At 68.7% G+C, this 20,180-nt stretch carries 22 protein-coding genes and 1 riboswitch; of the genes, 9 read left to right on the top strand and 13 right to left on the bottom strand.

Features of this window, described 5'->3' with window-relative positions; genetic code table 11:
• Positions 1-9: 9 nt before the first annotated feature.
• Positions 10-1,242: a tryptophan synthase subunit beta gene (gene trpB, locus NUW50_RS00850; RefSeq protein WP_258287158.1), complete on the bottom strand. Its 1,233-nt coding sequence runs from the start codon at positions 1,240-1,242 to the stop codon at positions 10-12.
• A 197-nt stretch (positions 1,243-1,439) separates the two neighbouring features.
• On the opposite strand from trpB, the gene NUW50_RS00845 reads away from it, so the two are divergent.
• Positions 1,440-3,077: an alkaline phosphatase family protein gene (locus NUW50_RS00845; RefSeq protein WP_258288279.1), complete on the top strand. Its 1,638-nt coding sequence runs from the start codon at positions 1,440-1,442 to the stop codon at positions 3,075-3,077.
• Here NUW50_RS00845 and NUW50_RS00840 read toward each other — a convergent pair.
• From NUW50_RS00840 to pth, 3 genes are read right to left on the bottom strand one after another with little or no spacing between them, the layout of a single operon-like run.
• Positions 3,047-3,454 (bottom strand): DUF2237 family protein, encoded by a 408-nt coding sequence (locus NUW50_RS00840; protein ID WP_258287157.1) that lies wholly within the window; start codon positions 3,452-3,454, stop codon positions 3,047-3,049. The two genes, NUW50_RS00845 and NUW50_RS00840, sit on opposite strands and share 31 nt — an antisense overlap.
• Positions 3,455-3,461: 7 nt before the next feature.
• Positions 3,462-4,505: a DUF2332 domain-containing protein gene (locus NUW50_RS00835; RefSeq protein WP_258287156.1), complete on the bottom strand. Its 1,044-nt coding sequence runs from the start codon at positions 4,503-4,505 to the stop codon at positions 3,462-3,464.
• Positions 4,502-5,227 (bottom strand): aminoacyl-tRNA hydrolase, encoded by a 726-nt coding sequence (gene pth / locus NUW50_RS00830; RefSeq protein ID WP_258287155.1) that lies wholly within the window; start codon positions 5,225-5,227, stop codon positions 4,502-4,504. The genes NUW50_RS00835 and pth overlap by 4 nt, the downstream gene beginning before the upstream one ends.
• A 161-nt stretch (positions 5,228-5,388) precedes the next feature.
• Here pth and aroA point away from each other — a divergent pair, with 161 nt between their 5' ends.
• The 3 genes from aroA (at position 5,389) to NUW50_RS00815 (ending at position 8,337) form a co-directional block, all read left to right on the top strand.
• Complete coding sequence (aroA, locus tag NUW50_RS00825; RefSeq protein WP_258287154.1) at positions 5,389-6,732, top strand: 3-phosphoshikimate 1-carboxyvinyltransferase; 1,344 nt, start codon at positions 5,389-5,391, stop codon at positions 6,730-6,732.
• A 177-nt stretch (positions 6,733-6,909) separates the two neighbouring features.
• Positions 6,910-7,533 (top strand): (d)CMP kinase, encoded by a 624-nt coding sequence (locus NUW50_RS00820; protein ID WP_258287153.1) that lies wholly within the window; start codon positions 6,910-6,912, stop codon positions 7,531-7,533.
• A 21-nt stretch (positions 7,534-7,554) separates the two neighbouring features.
• A complete protein-coding gene (locus NUW50_RS00815; RefSeq protein ID WP_258287152.1) occupies positions 7,555-8,337 on the top strand; it encodes an SDR family NAD(P)-dependent oxidoreductase in 783 nt (260 codons plus the stop codon).
• Between the two features lie 9 nt (positions 8,338-8,346).
• Here NUW50_RS00815 and NUW50_RS00810 read toward each other — a convergent pair whose 3' ends face one another.
• On the bottom strand, positions 8,347-8,757 hold the full coding sequence (locus tag NUW50_RS00810; protein WP_258287151.1) for a hypothetical protein: 411 nt from the start codon (positions 8,755-8,757) through the stop codon (positions 8,347-8,349).
• A 286-nt stretch (positions 8,758-9,043) separates the two neighbouring features.
• Between NUW50_RS00810 and rpsA the strand changes: the two genes are divergently transcribed.
• From rpsA to NUW50_RS00785, 5 genes are all read left to right on the top strand, one after another.
• Positions 9,044-10,729: a 30S ribosomal protein S1 gene (gene rpsA, locus NUW50_RS00805; RefSeq protein WP_258287150.1), complete on the top strand. Its 1,686-nt coding sequence runs from the start codon at positions 9,044-9,046 to the stop codon at positions 10,727-10,729.
• A gap of 335 nt (positions 10,730-11,064) precedes the next feature.
• Positions 11,065-11,346: an integration host factor subunit beta gene (gene ihfB, locus NUW50_RS00800; protein ID WP_258287149.1), complete on the top strand. Its 282-nt coding sequence runs from the start codon at positions 11,065-11,067 to the stop codon at positions 11,344-11,346.
• A 12-nt stretch (positions 11,347-11,358) separates the two neighbouring features.
• Positions 11,359-11,715 (top strand): LapA family protein, encoded by a 357-nt coding sequence (locus NUW50_RS00795; RefSeq protein WP_258287148.1) that lies wholly within the window; start codon positions 11,359-11,361, stop codon positions 11,713-11,715.
• 65 nt (positions 11,716-11,780) lie between these two features.
• A complete protein-coding gene (locus NUW50_RS00790) occupies positions 11,781-12,416 on the top strand; it encodes a phosphoribosylanthranilate isomerase (protein WP_258287147.1) in 636 nt (211 codons plus the stop codon).
• Positions 12,413-12,862, top strand: coding sequence for a GNAT family N-acetyltransferase (locus NUW50_RS00785; protein WP_258287146.1), 450 nt, complete (start codon positions 12,413-12,415; stop codon positions 12,860-12,862). The genes NUW50_RS00790 and NUW50_RS00785 overlap by 4 nt, the downstream gene beginning before the upstream one ends.
• Before the next feature lie 53 nt (positions 12,863-12,915).
• Here the strand turns inward: NUW50_RS00785 and trmB are convergent, their stop codons facing one another.
• The 8 genes from trmB to NUW50_RS00745 form a co-directional block, all read right to left on the bottom strand.
• Positions 12,916-13,608 (bottom strand): tRNA (guanine(46)-N(7))-methyltransferase TrmB, encoded by a 693-nt coding sequence (gene trmB, locus NUW50_RS00780; RefSeq protein ID WP_258287145.1) that lies wholly within the window; start codon positions 13,606-13,608, stop codon positions 12,916-12,918.
• 89 nt (positions 13,609-13,697) lie between these two features.
• Complete coding sequence (metK, locus tag NUW50_RS00775) at positions 13,698-14,879, bottom strand: methionine adenosyltransferase (RefSeq protein WP_258287144.1); 1,182 nt, start codon at positions 14,877-14,879, stop codon at positions 13,698-13,700.
• Positions 14,880-14,883: 4 nt separating this feature from the next.
• Positions 14,884-14,931: riboswitch (SAM-SAH riboswitch) on the bottom strand.
• 31 nt (positions 14,932-14,962) lie between these two features.
• Positions 14,963-16,483, bottom strand: coding sequence for an apolipoprotein N-acyltransferase (gene lnt / locus NUW50_RS00770; RefSeq protein WP_258287143.1), 1,521 nt, complete (start codon positions 16,481-16,483; stop codon positions 14,963-14,965).
• 45 nt (positions 16,484-16,528) lie between these two features.
• On the bottom strand, positions 16,529-17,416 hold the full coding sequence (locus tag NUW50_RS00765; protein ID WP_258287142.1) for a hemolysin family protein: 888 nt from the start codon (positions 17,414-17,416) through the stop codon (positions 16,529-16,531).
• Between the two features lie 40 nt (positions 17,417-17,456).
• The gene (ybeY, locus tag NUW50_RS00760; RefSeq protein ID WP_258287141.1) at positions 17,457-17,957 is read right to left on the bottom strand and encodes an rRNA maturation RNase YbeY; all 501 of its coding nucleotides are present in this window, start codon (positions 17,955-17,957) and stop codon (positions 17,457-17,459) included.
• 5 nt (positions 17,958-17,962) lie between these two features.
• Positions 17,963-18,955 (bottom strand): PhoH family protein, encoded by a 993-nt coding sequence (locus NUW50_RS00755; RefSeq protein WP_258287140.1) that lies wholly within the window; start codon positions 18,953-18,955, stop codon positions 17,963-17,965.
• A 173-nt stretch (positions 18,956-19,128) separates the two neighbouring features.
• Entirely contained in the window at positions 19,129-19,428 is a 300-nt protein-coding gene (locus NUW50_RS00750; protein WP_258287139.1) for a hypothetical protein, read from the bottom strand.
• Positions 19,429-19,440: 12 nt separating this feature from the next.
• On the bottom strand, positions 19,441-20,010 hold the full coding sequence (locus NUW50_RS00745; protein ID WP_258287138.1) for an OmpA family protein: 570 nt from the start codon (positions 20,008-20,010) through the stop codon (positions 19,441-19,443).
• Positions 20,011-20,180 lie beyond the last annotated feature (170 nt).

Below are 20,180 nucleotides of genomic sequence, written 5' to 3'. Positions count from 1 at the left end.
GCGCCCCGATCAGAGCTTCATGTCGAAGCCGAGATGCTTGGCCACGGTGAAGATGTCCTTGTCGCCCCGGCCGCACATGTTCATCACGATGATGTGGTCCTTCGGCAGGTCGGGCGCGATCTTCATCACATGCGCCAGCGCGTGGCTCGGCTCCAGGGCCGGGATGATCCCCTCCAGCTTGCAGGAGAGCTGGAACGCCTCCAGCGCCTCGGCATCGGTGATCGCCACATATTCGGCGCGGCCGATGTCGCGCAGCCAGGCGTGCTCGGGCCCGATGCCGGGGTAGTCGAGCCCCGCCGAGATCGAGAAGCCTTCCAGGATCTGCCCGTCTGCATCCTGCAGCAGATAGGTCTTGTTGCCATGCAGCACGCCGGGCCGGCCGCCGGTCAGGCTGGCGCAATGCTCGTAGCGGTCGTTGACGCCCTTGCCGCCGGCCTCGACCCCGATGATCCGCACCGAGGCATCGTCGAGGAAGGGATGGAACAGGCCCATCGCGTTCGAGCCGCCGCCGATCGCCGCGATCACCGTATCGGGCAGGCGGCCCTCGCCCTCCTGCTCGGCCAGCTGCCAGCGCACCTCCTTGCCGATGATCGACTGGAAATCGCGCACCATCGCCGGATAGGGATGCGGCCCGGCCACGGTGCCGATGCAATAGAAGGTGTCGCGGACATTGGTCACCCAGTCGCGCAGCGCGTCGTTCATCGCGTCCTTCAGGGTGCCGCGCCCCGAGGTGACGGCATGGACCTCGGCGCCCAGCAGCCGCATCCGGAACACGTTCGGCGCCTGCCGTTCGACATCATGGGCGCCCATGTAGACGACGCATTTCAGCCCGAACTTGGCGCAGACCGTGGCGGTGGCCACGCCATGCTGCCCGGCCCCGGTCTCGGCGATGATCCTCGTCTTGCCCATCCGGCGGGCCAGGATGATCTGGCCCAGCACGTTGTTGATCTTGTGCGCGCCGGTGTGGTTCAGCTCGTCGCGCTTGAGATAGATCTTGGCGCCGCCCAGGTGCCGGGTCAGCCGCTCGGCATGGTAGAGCGGGCTGGGCCGGCCGACGTAATGCTTCCACAGATCGTCCATCTCGGCCCAGAAGGTCGGGTCGGTCTTGGCCTTCTCGTATTCCGCCTCCAGCGCCAGAATCAGCGGCATCAGCGTTTCCGAGACGAAGCGCCCGCCGAATTGCCCGAACCGGCCCCGCTCGTCGGGACCGTTCATGAAAGAGTTGAATAGTTCGTCGGCCATGCAAAGCGCTCCCCTGACCGGCGCGGTGTAGCGGCTCGGACCGCCTCGGTAAAGACCATGGCGCCCGGTTCCCGGGCCGCTCTGCCGCTTCACCGCGGAAATATCCTCGGGGGTGAATGCGCCGCAGGCGCAGAGGGGGCGGACAGCCCCCTGCCCGCCGCGCTTGCATCGCTTCCGCCGCCGGGCGACAAATGCGCATGAACATCCTCTACATCATGTATGACCAGCTCCGGCACGACTACCTGGGCTGCGCCGGTCACCCCAGCCTCAAGACCCCGAATTTCGACCGGCTTGCGGCACGGGGCCTGCGCTTCACCCGCGCCTATGTCCAGTCGCCGGTCTGCGGCGCCAGCCGGATGAGCAGCTATACCGGCCGCTATACATCGAGCCACGGCGCCAGCTGGAACAACTATCCGCTGAAGGTCGGCGAGCAGACCCTGGGCGACCACCTGCGCCCGCTGGGCATGGGCTGCTGGCTGGTCGGCAAGACCCATATGCAGGCCGACCTGGCCGGCATGGACCGGCTGGGGATTTCCCGCGACGGGGTCATCGGGGCCCGGGTCGCGGAATGCGGCTTCGACATCTGGGCCCGCGACGACGGGCTCTGGGCCGAGGGGCCGGACGGTTTCTACGACAGCCGCCGCTCGCCCTACAACGAATATCTCAAGTCGCGCGGCTACCGGTCCGGCAACCCCTGGCACGACAATGCCAATGCCGCCGCGACCGATGGCGAGGTCGCCTCGGGCTTCCTGATGCAGAACGCCCGCAAACCCGCGCATATCCGCGAGGAGGACAGCGAGACGCCCTGGCTGACCGGACAGGCGATGCAGTTCATCGAGGCGCAGGGCGACAGCCCCTGGCTCTGCCATCTCAGCTACATCAAGCCGCATTGGCCCTATATCGTCCCGGCGCCCTATCACGACCTCTACGGCCCCGAGGACGTGCCGCCCCCGGTCCGGGCCGAGAGCGAGCGCGAGAACCCGCACCCGGTCTACGACGCCTTCATGTCGGGGCAGATCGGACAGGCCTTCTCGCGCGACGAGGTGCGGGAAACGGTGATCCCCGCCTACATGGGCCTGATCGCGCAATGCGACGACCAGCTCGGGCGGCTGCTGGACTGGCTGGAAGAGACCGGCCGCGCCGAGCAGACGATCATCGTCCTGACCTCGGATCACGGCGACTACCTGGGCGATCACTGGATGGGAGAGAAGGACCTGTTCCACGATGCCTCGGCCCGGGTGCCACTGATCATCATGGACCCGCGCCCCGAGGCCGACGCCACCCGCGGCCAGACCTGCGACGCCCTGGTCGAGGCGATCGACCTGGCCCCGACCTTCGTCGACTGGGCCGGGGGCACGCCGCCCTCGCATATCCTGGAAGGCCGCTCTCTGCGGCCCTGGCTGCGCGGCGAGACGCCCGAGGACTGGCGCCAGGCGGCGATCAGCGAATACGATTTCTCGGGCACCCCGGTGGCGGTCAAGCTGGGGCTGGAACCGCGCGACTGCCGCCTGTTCATGGTCGCCACCCGGGACTGGAAGCTGATGCATGCCGAGGGCGGCTTCCGGCCGATGCTGTTCGATCTGGCCAACGACCCCGACGAGCTGCACGATCTCGGCGCCGACCCGGCCCGGGCCGGGACCATCGCGCAGCTCTATGACCTGCTCTTCGCCTGGGCGCGGCGGATGTCGCAGCGCACCGCGATCTCGGATGCCGAGATCGTGGCCCGCCGCGGCGCATCGCGGCGCCGGGGCATCCTGCAGGGGGTCTATGGCGACGAACAGATCCCCGAGGAACTGCTCAGCCGTTACCGGGGCCGCGCCGAGCCGCTGCCCTGAACCGGGGCCGAATTGGCCTCGAGCACCTCGAAGGGCACGATCTCGGTGGCGCGGGCATGGGTGGCTTCCAGACAGACCGCCGGGGCGCAGCCTTCGTCATGGGCCTGCAGGAACCGGCCGGCGCAGAGGCACCAGCGGTCGCCGGGCTTCAGCCCCGGAAAGCCCAGTTCGGGGCGCGGCGTGGTCAGATCGTTGCCGACATATTTGGAATAGGCCAGGAATTCGGCCGTCATCACCGCGCAGACGGTGTGGCTGCCGGCATCCTCGGCACAGGTGTTGCAATGGGCATCGCGAAAATAGCCGGTCAGGGGCTTGCCCGAACAGGGTTCGAGCGGTTCGCCAAGCACGTTCAGGCTGGGGTCCATGTCATGACTCATGGCGCCATCATGCCCCGGTCTGCGGCTGCCAGTCCAGCCAGCGGCCGTGGAAATCGGCCCGACCCAGCGGGATCGTGATCGGCCCCTGCCCGGCCCAGAACCGCAGCGTCAGCCCGGCGCCGGGACCGTCCTGGTCGGCCTCCATTGCCAGATGCGCCAGGGGCGCCTGCGCCGTCGCCCGCGCCCCCGCCGCCTCCAGCGCCGCCGAACAGGCGGCCCGGGTCTCGGCCGGGAAATACTGCCAGGCGATGGTGTGATAGACCAGGTGCAGCCGGCCCGGACCGGTTCCGGCCAGCCGCGCCTCCAGCCAGGCGGCGGCGTCGCCCCGATCCAGCGGCGCCGGCGGCAGTGCCAGCGCCCGGCGCAGCCGGTCCAGCCGTGCCGGCTGATCGGGCCAGACATAGGCCTGCAGCCGCAGCCGCTGCGCCGGGTCACCCAGGTCGATCGGGTTGAGATCCACCCCGCGCCGTTCGATCACCTCGGGCGCGGCTTCGGGCGGCAGGCCGCCGCGGCGCTCGGGCGTCAGTTCCAGCGCCGCATCGCGCGGACCAAGGCGGGCATCGCCCAGCCGCAGCGCGTAGCGGTCCCAGTTCAGGTTCAGCCCGGCGCTGGCCCCGAGTTCCGACAGCGCCATCGGCAGGCCGAACCGCGCCGCCAGGAAATGCCCGGCCGCGATCAGCACCGCCGAGCGGCCGACCTCGTTGGTCTGTGGCGGCGAGTCGATGAAGCGGTCGATGAACCCGGCATGGCGTGCCAGCGCCCCGGCCACCGCCCGGTCCAGCGCCGCATCTCCGGCCTCGCGCGGCGGATAGACCGCCGTCAGCCCGGCATCGCTTCCCTGAAGGACCAGCGCATGCAGCGCCCCGGTCAGCCGCAACGGTACCGAATCGCCACTGCCGCCCAGATCGCCCGCCCAGCCCAGCAGCCGGTCGGTCAGCGCCGTTCCGGGCCGGATCACCCGCGCCAATGACCGGCAGAGCCGCGCCGTGAAGGGGGAGCCGAGCTCGTCGCAGGCCCGGGCCTGACCTTCCAGCGCCGCGGCCAGGCTCATCGGAACCGGTCCGCCAGCTTTTGCAGGGCCGAGCGGGTGTCGGGCTCCGGTTCGGATTTCTGCTCCGGTTCGGGTTTCGGCTCCGGCTTTGCGGCCGGTTTCGCCGCCGCGCCCGGCTTGCCCTTGCCGCCGCCGGTTCCGGTCCCCGAACGCGGCGGCGCGGTCCGCAGGCTGACCGCGTTCAGGAACTTGCCGGTCTCGCCCAGGGCCAGCGCCTTTGCGCCGTCCGAGATGCCGCGCAGCAGGTCGTCCAGCCCCTCGGCCTCGGCCTTGGCGAAATCCGACAGCACATAGCCCGCGACCCGATCCTTGTGGCCGGGATGGCCGATGCCGATCCGGACCCGGTGATAGGCGTCTCCGATATGGGCATGGATCGAGCGCAGCCCGTTGTGCCCGGCATGGCCACCGCCGGTCTTGACCCGCACCTTGCCAGGGGACAGGTCAAGCTCGTCGTGAAAGACCGTCACCTCGTTCGGGGCCAGCTTCCAGAACCGCATCGCCTCGCCGACCGACTGGCCCGAGAGATTCATGAAGGTCTGCGGCTTGAGCAGCACCACCTTGGAATCGCCCAGCATCCCCTCGGCAAGCAGCCCCTGAAAGCGGCTCCGCCAGGGCGCGAACCCGTGATCCTCGGCGATCCGGTCAACCGCCATGAAGCCGACATTGTGCCGGTTGCGGGCATATTGCCCGCCGGGGTTTCCAAGGCCGACAAACAGCCGCATCGCAGTCCTCCTGTTGGAGGCCAAGGTAGGATGCCTGACCGGCGGGCGCAATCCGGCCCCGGGGTCCGGTCGTGGCGGATCAGGGGACGGTACCATTGCCCATGGACCCCGCCCCGGCCCGCCGCTAGAACCCAGACCGCACCCCGAACGGAGATGTCCAGATGTCCGCCCACGGCCAGCCGATCCCGATGACCGCCCGCGCCTCCGGCCCGCTGACCGGAGAGGCGGCGGTGCCCGGCGACAAGTCGATCAGCCACCGCTCGCTGATCTTCGGCGCCCTGACCGTCGGCGAGACGCGGATCACCGGGCTACTGGAAGGCGAGGACGTTCTCGACACTGCCAAGGCCATGCGTGCCTTCGGGGCCGAGGTCACCAGGCTGGGACCGGGCGACTGGAGCGTGCATGGCGTCGGGGTCGGCGGATTCTCGGAACCCGAGGACGTGATCGACTTCGGCAATTCCGGCACCGGGGTGCGGCTGGTGATGGGGGCGATGGCGACGACGCCGATCGCCGCGACCTTCACCGGTGACGCCAGCCTGCGCAAACGCCCGATGGGCCGGATCACCGATCCGCTGGCGCTGTTCGGCGCCCGGGCGCATGGCCGCTCGAAGGGACGGCTGCCGCTGACCCTGATCGGCGCCGCCGATCCGGTGCCGGTGACCTTCCGTATGACGGTGCCTTCGGCGCAGGTGAAATCGGCCGTGCTGCTGGCGGGGCTGAACGCGCCGGGCCAGACCCGGGTGATCGAACCCGACCCGACCCGCGACCATACCGAGCGGATGCTGCGCGGTTTCGGCGCCGAGGTCACGGTGGAGAAGACGGACGAGGGCAACCTGATCACCCTGACCGGACAGCCCGAGTTGCGACCGCAGAAGGTGGCGGTGCCGCGCGATCCCTCTTCGGCGGCGTTCCCGGTCTGCGCCGCGCTGATCGTCGAAGGTTCCGAGATCACCGTGCCGGGGGTCAGCCGCAACGCGACGCGCGACGGGCTTTACGTCACGCTGCTGGAAATGGGCGCCGACATCGCCTTCGAAAACCCGCGCGAGGAGGGCGGCGAGCCGGTGGCGGATCTGCGGGTGCGGTACTCGGAGCTGAAAGGCGTCGAGGTGCCGCCGGAGCGCGCGGCGTCGATGATCGACGAATTCCCGGTGCTGTCGGTGGTGGCGAGCTTTGCCGAGGGCAGCACCGTGATGCGCGGGGTCAGGGAACTGCGGGTCAAGGAGAGCGACCGGATCGACGCGATGGCGGTCGGGTTGCGGGCCTGCGGCGTCTCGGTGGACGAGACCGAGGACACGATGACGGTGCACGGCATGGGCGCCGGGGCGGTGCCGGGCGGGGCGCGCTGCGTCACCCATCTGGACCACCGGATCGCGATGAGCTTCCTGGTGCTGGGGCTGGCCACGCGGGCGCCGGTATCGCTGGATGACGGCAGCCCGATCGCCACCTCCTTCCCGGTGTTCGAGCCGCTGATGACCGGGCTGGGCGCGGCAATTTCGCGGGATTGAGCGGCGATTTCCGGGCGTCCCCATGGGGACGGGGGTCCAACCCATTGAAAAGTCCGCACTTTCGAAAAATGGCCCGAGTATGGTTAACGAAACCTTACCGGAGTGCGCCCGGTGCCGCGGTTTGACAGCATCGGGACGATCGGGGACAAGCCCCCGACAGGGCTGGGACGCGGATCAATGGCATTCACGGTGGCAATCGACGGGCCGGCGGCGGCCGGCAAGGGCACGGTGGCACGGGCGCTGGCGGTGCGCTTCGGGCTGCGGCACCTGGATACCGGGCTACTCTATCGCGCGGTGGCCGCCAAGGGCGGCGATCCGGTGGCGGCGGCGCGGGGGCTGAGCGAGGCCGATCTGGAACGGCCCGGGCTGCGCAGCAATGCGGCCGGCCAGGCGGCCAGCAAGGTGGCGGCGATCCCCGAGGTGCGGGCCGCGCTCACCGAGTTCCAGCGCCGCTTCGCGCGGCAGGACGGCGGCGCGGTGCTGGACGGGCGCGACATCGGCACGGTGATCTGCCCCGAGGCCGAGGTGAAGCTCTTCGTCACCGCCTCGCCGCAGGTCCGGGCCGAACGGCGCTGGCGCGAGCTGGGCGGCGACCTGGCCGAGGTGCTGGCCGATGTCGAGGCCCGCGACCGGCGCGACAGCGAGCGGGCGGTGTCGCCGTTGCGGGCGGCGGAAGGGGCGCTTGTGCTGGACACTTCGGAAATGACGATCGACGAGGCGGTTGCGCGGGCCTCGGAAGCGGTGCTCCGGGCCCTGCCTTCGGCCCCGGGGGCCTTGCCCCCGGACCCCCAGGATATTTGACAGGTAAAGCGGAGGAACAGGATGCTGAGGATTCCGGATCTGGAGGGTCGGGCGGTGCTGATCACCGGCGCATCGACGGGGATCGGCGCGGCACTGGCGCGCGGCTTCGCGGCGCAGGGGGCGAAGGTCGGGCTGCATTACAACAGCTCCGGGGCGGCGGCCGAGGCGGTCGCGGCCGGGATCGAGGCGGCGGGCGGCACGGTGCGGCTGATCCGCGCCGACGCGGCGGACCCCGAGGCGCTGGCGGCGGCGGTCGAGGAGGCGGCGACGGGGCTGGGCCGGCTGGACGGGCTGATCAACAATGCCGGCTCGATGGTGCGGCGGGTGGATTACGCCGAGGCCGGCATCGAGGATTACGCGGCGGTCATGGATCTGAACGCGCGCTCGGTCGTGGTGGCCAGCCGCGCCGCGATCCCGCATCTGAAGGCGGCCGCGGCGGGCGGCAATTCAGGCTTCATCATCAACACCACCTCGATCGCGGGGCGCAACGGCGCCAGCGGCGGGGCCGGACTCTACGGCTCGTCCAAGGCCTTTGTCGCCAATGTCACCCGCGGCATGGCCAAGGAGCTGGCGCCCTTCGGCATCCGGGTCAACGCGGTGGCGCCCGGCGTGATCGAGACCCCGTTCCAGGATCGGTTCGCGCTGCCCGGACAGCTGGCCGATGTCGCGGCCTCGGTCCCCGCCGGGCGGCTGGGCAGCGCCGAGGACTGCGTCGGCGCCTATCTGTTCCTCGCCTCGCCCGGCCTCTCGGCCTATGTGATCGGCCAGGAACTGCAGGTGAACGGCGGCCAGCTGATGATCTGAGGCGGCGGTTCAGCCGGGCGCCGTCGGGACCATCGGGCCGCGCTCTCCCAGCAGGTAGCGCAGCACATCGGCATAGTCGAAGGCCAGCGAGATCAGGATCGTCGCCAGCGTCACCGCCATGATCCGGCGCGGCAGTTTCGGCAGCCCCGGCCTGCGGAGCCGGGCGAAGAGATAGGCCGCGAGCGGCGTCCAGAAGACCAGATGCGGCAGGCCCAGCAGCCGCACATAGCCCATCCGCTGATACATCAGCGTGACGGCGGCGCCACCGGCCACGGCACCGAGCAGGGTCAGCAGGCCGGCGCGCCGGCTGGGGCGCCAGATCAGCAGCAGGGCGGGCAGCAGGACGACACCGACCAGCATCCAGTTCAGCCAGACCATGACCCAGACCGGGCCCCGGGCGATGGTTTCGAACAGCGTCATGGCGGCCCTCCTCCGCAGCCGCAGCCTGCCCCTCCCCGGCCCGGCGATCAAGCACCCGGCCCGCCGGTCGGCGCAATCGCCTTGCCAGCCAGCGCGTTCCGCCTTATAGAGCGCCCTGTCGAACGGGCCGCGAGAGCCCGTCGTCGGAGAACTCAGGCAGGGTCGGCAGCGTCCGGCCCTTATTGCTTTGGGCAGACCCGACGGCGGCGCGGCAAGGGACCAAACCCAAAGACCGGCGGAGCCAACCGCATGGCCAGTAAACGCATCAAAAGGAACCAACCTACGCATGTGCGCTAAAGCAACCATGGAGGAGTTCGAAGCCCTCCTGAACGAAAGCTTCGAAATCGACACGCCGCAAGAAGGCAGCGTCGTCAAGGGCAAGGTCATCGCCATCGAGGCGGGCCAGGCCATCATCGACGTCGGCTACAAGATGGAAGGCCGCGTCGAGCTCAAGGAATTCGCAAACCCCGGTGAACAGCCCGACATCTCGGTCGGCGACGAGGTCGAGGTCTTCCTGCGCAACGTCGAGAACGCGCGTGGCGAAGCCGTCATCAGCCGCGAGATGGCGCGCCGGGAAGAAGCCTGGGATCGGCTGGAGAAAGCCTACGAGAAGGAAGAGCGGGTCGAAGGCGCGATCTTCGGCCGGGTCAAGGGCGGCTTCACCGTCGATCTCGGCGGCGCCGTGGCCTTCCTGCCCGGGTCGCAGGTCGATGTGCGCCCGGTGCGCGATGCCGGCCCGCTGATGGGTCTGAAGCAGCCGTTCCAGATCCTCAAGATGGACCGTCGCCGCGGCAACATCGTGGTCTCGCGCCGCGCCATCCTGGAAGAGAGCCGCGCCGAACAGCGCGCCGAGGTCATCAGCAACCTGGCCGAGGGTCAGGCGGTGGACGGCGTGGTCAAGAACATCACCGAATACGGCGCCTTCGTCGATCTCGGCGGTGTCGACGGCCTGCTGCACGTCACCGACATGGCCTGGCGCCGGGTCAACCACCCGTCGGAAATCCTGTCGATCGGCGAGACCATCAAGGTTCAGGTCATCAAGATCAACAAGGAAACCCATCGCATCAGCCTCGGCATGAAGCAGCTGCAGGACGATCCCTGGGATTCGGTCGAGAAGAACTATCCGATCGAGTCGGTGCATACCGGCCGGGTCACGAACATCACCGACTACGGTGCCTTCGTGGAACTGGAGCCGGGCGTCGAAGGCCTGGTCCACGTTTCGGAAATGTCCTGGACCAAGAAGAACGTCCATCCCGGCAAGATCGTCTCGACCTCGCAGGAAGTCGAAGTCATGGTGCTGGAGATCGACGGCGCCAAGCGGCGGGTGTCGCTGGGCCTGAAGCAGACCATGCGCAACCCCTGGGAAGTCTTCGCGGAAACGCATCCCGAGGGCACCGAGGTCGAGGGCGAGGTCAAGAACATCACCGAATTCGGTCTGTTCATCGGCCTCAACGGCGACATCGACGGCATGGTCCACCTCAGCGACCTGTCCTGGGACGAGCGCGGCGAGGATGCGATCCAGCACTACCACAAGAACGACGTGGTCAAGGCCGTGGTCACCGAGGTCGATGTCGAGAAGGAACGCATCTCGCTGTCGATCAAGGCCCTGGGCGGCGACAAGTTCGCCGATGCGATCGGCGACGTGAAGCGCGGATCGGTGATCACCGTGACGGTGACCAAGATCGAGGACGGCGGCATCGAGGTCGAATACGAGGGCATGAAGTCCTTCATCCGGCGCTCGGACCTGTCGCGCGACCGTTCCGAGCAGCGGCCGGAGCGGTTCGGCGTCGGCGACCATGTCGATGTCCGGGTCACCAATGTCGATTCCAAGGCCCGCAAGCTGGGCCTGTCGATCAAGGCCCGCGAGATCGCCGAAGAGAAGGAAGCCGTCGAACAGTATGGCTCGTCCGATTCGGGCGCCTCGCTGGGCGACATCCTTGGCGCGGCGTTGAAGGGCGGCGACAAGGACTGATCGCGGCGCGATCGGAAACATCGGGGGCTCGCCGGTCGCAGGACCGGCGGGCCCTTTTCCTGTCCGGCGGGGTCGCGACCGGCACCGATCCGGGGCGAAAAAGACGCTCCGAATCAGCCCGGACCCGCCGCGATTGCTGCTGCGCAGCGACCCCGGATTCCCGCGCAAAGCCGGGTCCCGGCCGGGCCGGAAACGCCTAGACGCTTGCGAAAGCGACAAAAAAGTCGTGATTATCGCCGTGTTAGAACTTTCATGAACGCAATGTTTGCGCCTATAGTCGCCTCGAGGCCCGGCGCTGCCATGATCGGGTGACAAGAGGGATGGGGAGTCGCTGGATGATCCGGTCAGAACTGGTTCAGAAGATCGCCGACGCCAATCCACATCTGTTTCAGCGTGATGTGGAACGAATTGTAAGCACGATATTCGATCAGATCATCGAGGCCATGGCGCGGGGCGACCGCGTCGAACTGCGGGGCTTCGGGGCATTCTCGGTCAAGAAACGCGACGGCCGGATCGGCCGCAATCCGCGCACCGGCGAAAGCGTCCGGGTCGAAGAGAAGCATGTGCCGTTCTTTAAGACCGGCAAGGCATTGCGGGACCAGCTGAACGGCGGGTAGACTGCCCGCATCATGCGATACATCCGTTACGCCTTCCTTCTGGGTCTGGGCCTTGTCCTGGTCACCATCGCCTTCGCCAACCGCGATCCCGTCACCCTGCGGCTGATGCCCGACGACCTGGCCGGGCTGCTGCCCTGGGGCCGGGTGATCGAGCTGCCGCTGTTCCTGGTCATCTTCGGCGCGATCATCGCCGGGGTCGCCATCGGTTTCGTCTGGGAGTGGCTGCGCGAGCACAAATACCGCGCCACCGCCGACCGGAAGAGCCGCGAGGCCGTCAAGCTGAAGCGCGAGGTCGAGCGGATCAAGGGCACCGAGGCGGACAAGGGCGACGAGATCCTGGCCCTGCTGGACGGCCCCGCCAAGACCTGAGCGGGCCTGCGGGAGCGGCCGGAATGGCGCTTGAACCCCGGCGACCGGGGCGCTAGGGCTGCGGCATGGCGACACGGGTCAAAATCTGCGGGCTGCGCGAACCGGCGCATGTCGAGGCGGCGGTACAGGCCGGTGCGGCCTATGTCGGCTTCGTCTTCTTTGCCAGGTCGCCGCGCCACCTGACCCCGGAACAGGCCCAGCTGCTGGCCATCGACGTGCCGCCGGGCATCGCCAAGGTCGCGCTGACCGTCGATGCCGACGACGCGACGCTGGATGCGATCCTCGACCGGGTGCCGCTGGACATGCTGCAACTCCATGGCCGCGAGTCGCCCGAGCGGGTGGCCGAAATCCGGGAGCGCTACGGGCTGCCGGTGATGAAGGCGGTGGGCATCGCCTCCGAGGATGACCTGCCGCTGCTGGACGCGCATCTGAAGGTCGCCGACCAGATCCTGGTCGATGCCAAGCGCCCGAAGGGCGGCGCCCTGCCCGGCGGCAACGGGGTCGCCTTCGACTGGCGGCTGATCTCGGCCCGGCGCTGGCCCCGGCCCTGGATGCTGGCAGGCGGGCTGACGCCCGACAATGTCGCCGAGGCGATCCGGCTGACCGGGGCAAAGCAGGTCGATGTCTCGAGCGGGGTCGAGACCGCGCCGGGGGTCAAGGACGCCGGGCTGATCCGGGCCTTCCTGAGCGCGGCGCGATGACCCTGCGGTTCCGCGATGCCCGCCGCGCCGATGTCCCGGCGGTGGTGGCACTGCTGCGCGACGACGCCCTGGGCGCCGGGCGCGAGACCGCCGGGCCCGAGACCTATCTGGCCGCCTTCGACGAGATGGCCGCCGACCCGCGAAACCGGCTGGTGGTGGGCGAGGACGCGACGGGCCGGATCGTCGCCACCTTCCAGTTCACCGTGATTGCCGGCCTGTCGCTGCGGGCGGCGCGGCGCGCCCAGATCGAGAGCGTCCGGGTCGCCGCCGATCTGCGCGGCCACGGCATCGGCGCGGCGCTGATGGCCGAAGCCGAGGCGCGGGCCCGCGCCGCCGGCTGCAGCCTGCTGCAACTGACCAGCAACGCCAGCCGTGGCCGCGCCCAGGCCTTCTACGAACAGGCCGGCATGGTGCCGTCGCATATCGGCTACAAGAAACCGCTCTGACCCGGCGGCCGGGCCCGCTTCATCTTTCAAATTTCCCGCCGGAGGCTCCGCCCTCAGGGCTTGCGGAAGGTCAGATATTCGGGCGTCCGGCCTTCGCGCAGCGCCTTCTGTTCGTAGCGGGTCGATATCCAGTCCTCCCAGGCGGTGCCCGAGTGGCTTTCGAGCACGAAGCCGGCCTTCGGCACCTCGATCAGCGCCTGCCGGGTGTAATCGGGAATATCGGTGGCGATCCGGAACTCGGCCCCCGGCGCCAGCACCTCGACCAGCGGCGCCAGATGGCTCTGGTTGACGAAGCGGCGCTGATGATGCCGGCGTTTCGGCCAGGGGTCGGGATAGAGCAGGAAGGCCCGCGCCACCGATCCGGCCGGCAGCACGTCGAACAGATCGCGGGCATCGCCGGGATAGACCGCGACATTGCTCACCCCGGCCTTGCGGATCTTGCCCAGCAGCATCGCCACGCCGTTGATGAAGGGCTCGCAGCCGATCACCGCGACCTCGGGGTTGCGGGCCGCCTGGTGAACCATGTGTTCGCCGCCGCCAAAGCCGATCTCGACCCAGACCGGGCGGGGGCCGAAGCGCGCGGCAAGGTCGAGCGGCCGCCGTTCCGGGTTCTCGGCCAGGCTGACGGCGCCGGGCGAGAGCGCGGCGAGGTCTTCGGCCAGATGCGCCTTCTGGGTCGGGCGCAGGGTCTTGCCGGCGCGGCGTCCGTAGAAGTTCCGGTGGGTGTTCTCGGTGGGTTTCATCATCGGCGCTGATGCCTTTCGCGGGCGCCCGGGTCAAGCCGGACCGCGGCCGGAACGGGCAGGCAGGGCCGAAGCCGCCTGCCCGCCCCGGTTCAGATCGCCTTCTTCAGCGCCTCGGCAAGGTCGGTCCGCTCCCAGGAGAAACCGCCGTCGGCCTCGGGCTGGCGGCCGAAATGGCCATAGGCCGCGGTGCGCTGGTAGATCGGCTTGTTCAGTTCCAGATGCTCGCGGATGCCGCGCGGGGTCAGATCCATGACCTTGGGGATCGCGGCCTCGATCGCCGCCGATTCCACGTCGCCGGTGCCGTAGTCATCGACATAGATCGACAGCGGCTTGGCGACGCCGATCGCGTAGGAGACCTGGATCAGGCAACGTCTGGCCAGCCCGGCGGCGACGACGTTCTTGGCCAGATAGCGGGCGGCATAGGCGGCCGAGCGGTCGACCTTGGTGGGGTCCTTGCCCGAGAAGGCGCCGCCGCCATGCGGGGCCGCGCCGCCGTAGGTGTCGACGATGATCTTGCGGCCGGTCAGGCCGGCGTCGCCGTCGGGGCCGCCGATGACGAAGGTGCCGGTCGGGTTCACCCACCATTCGGTGTCGGCGGTCAGCCAGCCCTCGGGCAGCACGTCGCGGATATGCGGCTCGACGATGGCACGGATGTCGGCCGAGCTCTGGCCCTCATGCGCGTGCTGGGTCGAGAGCACGATCGAGCTCACCTCGACCGGCCTGCCGTCGACATAGCGCAGCGAGAGTTGCGACTTGGCGTCCGGGCGCAGGTCCGGTTCCTGGCCCGATTTGCGGACCTCGGCCAGGCGCCGCAGGATCGCATGGGCATACTGGACCGGCGCCGGCATCAGCGCCTCGGTCTCGTCGGTGGCATAGCCGAACATGATCCCCTGGTCGCCGGCGCCCTCGTCCTTGTTGCCCGAGGCGTTGACGCCCTGGGCGATATGCGCCGACTGTTCGTGCAGCAGGTTGGTCACCTCGACGGTGTTCCAGTGGAACTTGTCCTGCTCGTAGCCGATGTCGCGGATGCAGTCGCGGGCGATCTGGTCGATCCGGCCCATGTAGTCGTGCAGCTTGTCCTGGTCGGACAGGCCGACCTCGCCGCCGATCACCACGCGGTTGGTGGTGGCGAAGGTTTCGCAGGCGACACGTGCCTCGGGCTCTTCGGTCAGCAAGGCGTCCAGCACCGCGTCGGAAATCCGATCGCACACCTTGTCGGGATGCCCCTCCGAGACGCTCTCGGAGGTGAAAATGTAGTTCGCTCGAGACATGAATCGCTCCGTTGATACCTCTCGCCACGCCAGGAAGCCGTTGTGACGATGTCCGGACTGGGTAAATGCCGCCCGGGGCAGGGTCAATCGGATAATCGGCGCCGGGTCAGGCCCAGCCCCGCCAGGGCCAGCAAGACAAGGACCGCCAGCGGCCAGTCCCCGGTCCGGGCATAGGGCGTCGGGGGCAGCGGCGCCGGCAGCGGCGCGTCGAGATGGCCGCGCCGGCCGAGCGGCAGGCTGGCGCGGATGCCGCCATGCGCGTCGATCACCGCCGAGACCCCGGTATTGGCGACCCGGATCAGCGGCAGGCCGAACTCCACCGCCCGCAGCCGGGCCTGGGCCAGGTGCTGATAGGGGCCCGAGAAGGTGCCGAACCAGGCGTCATTGGTGATCTGCAACAGCCAGTCGGGCCGTTCGGGGGCCGAGAGGATGTCCTGCGGAAAGATCGCCTCGTAGCAGATCAGCGGCAGCATCCGGCCCAGCTTGCCGAGGTCCAGCACCCGCGCGCCGGGGCCGGGCGTATAGCCGAAGCCTTCCTGCGCGGTCATCGCGGAGAGACCGACCCAGCCCAGCACGAAGTCGAGCGGCACATATTCCCCGAAGGGCACCAGATGGTGCTTGTCGTAGATCGCGCCCGGCACACCGCCCGGCTCGATCTCGACCAGCGAGTTGAAGCCCCGCGAGCCCTCGACCCGGATCGCGCCGATCAGCAGGCGGGCATCACCCGAGGCCCCCCGGGCCTGCTCCAGAAGCGGCCCGGCGCCGTCGAGCAGATAGGGCAAGGCGGTTTCCGGCCAGATCACCACATCCGGCGGCGGCGCCGAGGAGTCGGCCGGGGCCGCGGTCAGGGCCAGCAGGGTGTCGAAGGTATTGGCGGCGGTCTCGGCGTCCCATTTCAGCGACTGGGGGATGTCGGGCTGCACCAGCCGCACCACCGGGCCGGCATCGGGGGGCAGCGGCTGGGCCTGGCGCCAGAAGCCCAAGCCGGTGACGCCGCCCGCCAGCGCCAGTGCCGCGACGAGGCCGGGAAGCCGGGCCGAGGCGGCCAGCGCCGCCACGCTGAGGGCCAGCAGGCTGAGCCCCCCTGCCCCGACCCAGGCGGCGGCCTGCATCCCCGGCCAGCCGATCCAGACATGGCCGATCGTCGCCCAGGGGAAGCCGGTGAAGATGTAGCCGCGCAGGAGTTCGGACCCGGTCAGGGCCAGGACCAGCGCCCAGCGGCGGCGCGGCCGGCTGTCGCCGCCCAGCCACCAGGCCAGCACCGCCGCCAGCCCCCAGAACAGCGCCAGACCGCCGGCCATGAACACGATGGCGAAAGGCGCCATCCAGCCATGCCGGGCCGGATCGACGAAGAAGGGCTGCACGATCCAGCTGAGCGCCAGGCCGAAATATCCCAGCCCGACCCACCAGAGCGTCCAGCCGGCCCGCCGCGGCGTCGCGGCGCGATCGAACAGCCAGACGGCCAGCGCCAGCCCCGGCAGCGCCGCCCAGAGCGCCGAGAACGGCGGGTGGCCCAGGGCCGCCAGCAGCCCGGCGCCAAGCGCAAGGGCCACCCTGCGGCGCGGGCCCGCGGGCCGCGGGCCTACGGCGCTCTCTGCCGTCATTGCCGCGCCCGTGCCGGGCGCCGGGCACAACCGGCCGGCACCGCGCTACTGGATCGCATTGTCCGGCGTCTTCATCCGCACCCGAAGCCGCTTGATCCGGCGCGGATCGGCCTCGACCACCTCGAACTCATGCCCGTCGGGATGCAGCACCACCTCGCCCCGTGCCGGAACATGGCCGGCCAGCATGAAGACCAGGCCGCCCAATGTGTCGATCTCTTCCTCGTCCTCGGCATCGGCCAGCTTGCGCCCGACCTCGAGTTCGAATTCGTCCAGCGGGGTCGTCGATTTGGCGAAATAGACGCCCGGCTTTTCCTGAACGAACGAGGGGTCCTCGGCCACGTCGTGTTCGTCCTCGATCTCTCCCACCACCTGCTCGATCAGATCCTCGATCGTCACCAGACCGTCAACGCCGCCATATTCGTCGATCACCAGCGCCATGTGCATCCGCTCGGCCTGCATCTTCTGCAGCAGGACGCCCAGCGGCATCGACGGCGGCACGAAGAGCAGCGGTCGCAGCATCTCCTTCAGCGCGAAGGCGGGCCGGGCGCGGCCGGTGAAGCCGTGCATCAGGGCGAAATCCTTGAGGTGGATCAGCCCGACCGGGGTGTCGAGCGTGCCTTCGTAGACCGGCAGCCGGGTCAGGCCGCTGTCCGAGAAGACCTTGACCAGGGCGTCTTTCTTGACGTCCAGGGGGACCGAGACGATCTCGGCCTTCGGGATCATCACGTCCTCGACACGCAAACGGCGCAGATTGCCCAGTCCCGGCAGGGACAGAGGCGCAGCGTGATTGCCGTTCACGGCCGGGGCCGCGACTGTCTCGTTGTCTTGAGGGCTGAGGGCACCGATGATCCGGCTCAAAAAGCCGCGCTGCCCGGTTCTTCGCTGGTCGTCCGGGCTTTCGCCTTCAGACGACCCTTCTTCGGCGTCTCCCATGGGTCCTTTCCAAGGTACGGGCCCGAAATCCGGCCCGGCTCTAATATGGGTCCTCGAACCCCATTCGGGCAAGGGCCTGCACTTCGATTCCTTCCATCAGTTCCGCATCTGCATCGTGCTGATGGTCATATCCCAGCAAATGCAGCACCGCGTGCACGACCAGATGGCTCAGATGTTCCGGCAGCGGCTTGCCGGCCTCGGCGGCTTCGCGCGCACAGGTTTCCCAGGCCAGCGCGATGTCGCCCAGCTCTTCCGGATCGTCGGCGGGCCCGGGTTCGGGCAGGTCCGGGCGCTCTCCCGGGGCGGCGCCGCGCTCTTCCGAGGGCCAGGACAGCACATTGGTCGGCTGCGGTTTGCCACGGAAATCGGCGTTCAACGCGGCGATGCGGGCATCGTCGGCGGCGAGCAGCGCGATCAGGAAACCTTCGGGCGGAAGCCCCAGTTCGGCCAGCGCCGCGCGCGCGGCCCTCTCTGCCAGAGCCGGGAGGTCCAGCCCGGCCCAGCGGTCGTCCTCGACCACCAGTTCGACGAGATCGGCCATGCCCGTCAGGCGCCGCCGGCGTCGTAGGCTTCGATGATCCGCGCCACCAGCGGGTGCCGGACCACATCCTTCGACGTGAAGTAGTTGAAGCTGATCGCGTCGATCCCGTCGAGCAGCCGCTCGGCCTCGCTGAGGCCCGAGGCGATGCCCTTGGGCAGATCGACCTGGCTGCGGTCGCCGGTGATGACCATGCGGCTGCCCTCTCCCAGACGGGTCAGGAACATCTTCATCTGCATCGCGGTGGCGTTCTGCGCCTCGTCCAGCACCACGAAGGCGTTCGACAGGGTGCGGCCGCGCATGAAGGCCAGGGGCGCGATCTCGATCTGCTTGTCTTCCATCAGTTTCTGCATCTGCTTGCCGGGCAGGAAGTCGCTCAGCGCGTCGTAGAGCGGCTGCATGTAGGGATCGACCTTGTCCTTCATGTCGCCGGGCAGGAAGCCCAGCCGCTCACCCGCCTCGACCGCCGGACGGCTGAGGATGATCTTGTCGACATGGCCGCCGAGGAACATCGTCACCCCGACCGCCACCGCCAGATAGGTCTTGCCGGTGCCCGCCGGGCCGATGCCGAAGCTCAGGTCATGGGTGAAAAGATTGCCGACATAGGCCTTCTGCGCCTCGGTCCTGGGTTCGACATGCTTCTTGCGGGTGCGCAGTTCGAACCTGCCGCCGGGAAACATCTGCAACTGGTCGGCGGTGGTTTCCTCGCCCATGCGGATATGACCCTCGATGTCGCCGGCATCCAGCTCGCGCCCGGCTTCCAGCCGCGCATAGAGCGACTGCAGCAGGGACACGGCCCGCGACCGGTCGCCGCGCGCGCCCATCACCGCAAGCTGGTTGCCGCGGCGGATGATCTGCACCGACAGGCGCTGTTCGATCTGGGCGAGGTTGCGATCATGCTCTCCGCAGAGGCCGATCAGCAGGCGATTGTCGGGGAACTCCAGAAGCGTCTCGTGGGCAGCATCCGGTGCGGGCGGTGATGTGAACGCGCTTAATCCCAACAATCTCTCCGTCAGAAGGTGGCCGTGACTGGTCTCATGGTCCGATGCTGACGCCTGCCGGGCGGCAGCGCAAGCACCGCTTTTGTGAAACTTCCGCAACAGAAGCGCCTGCCGCAACGCAAACGGCCGCCAGAGGGCATCCGGCGGCCGTGCGATGGAAATTCAGGCGTCACTCAGACCGGGTCCGAAACCGATGTGCCGGACCGGTAGGGGCCGACCGCTGTCGAGGGCGGGGCGACGCCCGAGCAGACCGGCTTGCCATAAGGGTCGAGCCGCTGCGACAGATAGCCCTCGGCGCCATCGTCGATGATCCAGTGATCGCAGCCGGTGGGATCGACCCAGATTCCGGCCTTGAGCTGGCTGAGATGTTTCTTGTCGACCCAGTTGTCGACGGTCTTGTCCTGTTTCGGGATGTCGCAGGCGGCAAGCCCTGCGGCAACGGCGATCAGGGCGATTGTCTTGGTCAGTGTCATGAACCTGCCCCCTTACTTGATGCAGACGATTTCGACGCGGCGATTCTGCTGCATCCCGGCGGCGGTGGCGTTGCTGGCGCGCGGCTCACGCTCGCCCATGCCCCGGACTCCGACGATCCTGGCGCCGACCGACTGGCCGACCGCGGCGACCGCATTGGCGCGGTTCTGGCTGAGGCGCATGTTGTAGGCATCGCTGGCGCGGCTGTCGGTATGCCCGATCACCAGGAAGCCATAGGCCTGCGCCGATTTGAAGAACTGCTGCAGCGCCGCGCGGCCCGAAGCCGAGATCGAGTACTTGTCGGTGGCGAAGAGCTGGTCGGTGCTCATCACGCCGCAGACTTCCGAACGGTGGCAGACCGGCTTTCCGTCGCGGGTCAGGCGGATGTCCATATAGCCCTCCCAGCCATCGTCCATCACCCAGTGCTCGCAGCCATCGGGATCGATCCAGATGGTCGGAACATATTTCTGCCCCTTGACGGCCTGGCCGTCATCCGCGGCGGCCGGCACGACCGAAACCACCAACGCGGCCACCAGCGCCAGCCCGCCGGCCATCAGCGCGCGTCCGGCCTTGCGCAAGATCATGCCTACCACGGCTTGCCCTTTCTCATCCTTGCAGGACTCCTGACGCGGCAATCCACCGCAGCCCCCTCACAGCATGGGGCGAATGCTACCAAGTTTCAGGGGATTTGAAAGCGACAATTACCAGATATTGTGTCCGTCGGAGCATCAGTGCCAAGACCGTCCCCGGATTG

It is taken from the genome of Frigidibacter sp. ROC022 (genome assembly GCF_024723735.1).
Lineage (GTDB): Bacteria > Pseudomonadota > Alphaproteobacteria > Rhodobacterales > Rhodobacteraceae > SLM-1.
This window is presented reverse-complemented; position numbering and strand designations above follow the sequence as displayed.